1 pseudogene is annotated in these 634 nt (G+C 78.4%); it reads left to right on the top strand.

Annotated features, from left to right (window positions below):
* Positions 1–82 precede the first annotated feature (82 nt).
* A pseudogene (locus tag AC08ON_RS11275) lies at positions 83–634 on the top strand (hypothetical protein); the annotation flags it as partial.

The following is a 634-nucleotide window of genomic DNA, read 5'->3' as shown; positions in this document are numbered from 1 at the left end:
GGGCACCGTGTGGACCGGCCCGGTGCGGCCCCACGGCGATCCGTCGGAGCAACGGCCCACCGCTTCCCCGGGCGAGATCTCCGTGAGCCGGGTGCCAACGGCCGGGAAGGCGGGAGAACCGTCGGGCGAGGCCGGGGGAAGACCGCCAGTCGACCCGGTCCGCCCCGCGGGGCCGGTGCCCGGGCCGTCCGGGCCCGCGATCCAGCCGCCCGACGTCGTCACCGCCACGATGGACCTGAGCGCGCTGCAACGCCGGCTGCGGGCGGAGAAGACCGAGCTCCTCCGGCGGGTCGAGGGGCAGACTCCCCGGCATCGCCGCTCGGACCGGCGGGCGCGTCGAACCGACGAGACCGATCCGGAGAGCACACAGATCTTTCCGCGGCCGCCCCCCGCCGGGCGTGGCGGCCGATTTCCCGGGGCGGGCACCGCGCGGTCCCGCGGTCGACGAAGGCCCGCCGCGACGGGCGGCGGCGAGCGGGCCGCCGCGGCCGCGTCCTTCGGGCCGGGGCCCGGTAACGGGGCCGACGGCCTGGTGGACGATCTGACCGGCGACGAGGGTCGCGGGCCGCGAGGGTCCGGGCCGCGAGGGTTCCGGCGGCCGTGGCGGAGCCAGGTCGAAGGCGATCTGGACGCT

It is taken from the genome of Frankia sp. CoWAU3 (genome assembly GCF_977971855.1).
Note: the sequence above shows the minus strand (reverse complement) of the source record. Positions and strands in the feature narration are given on the sequence as shown.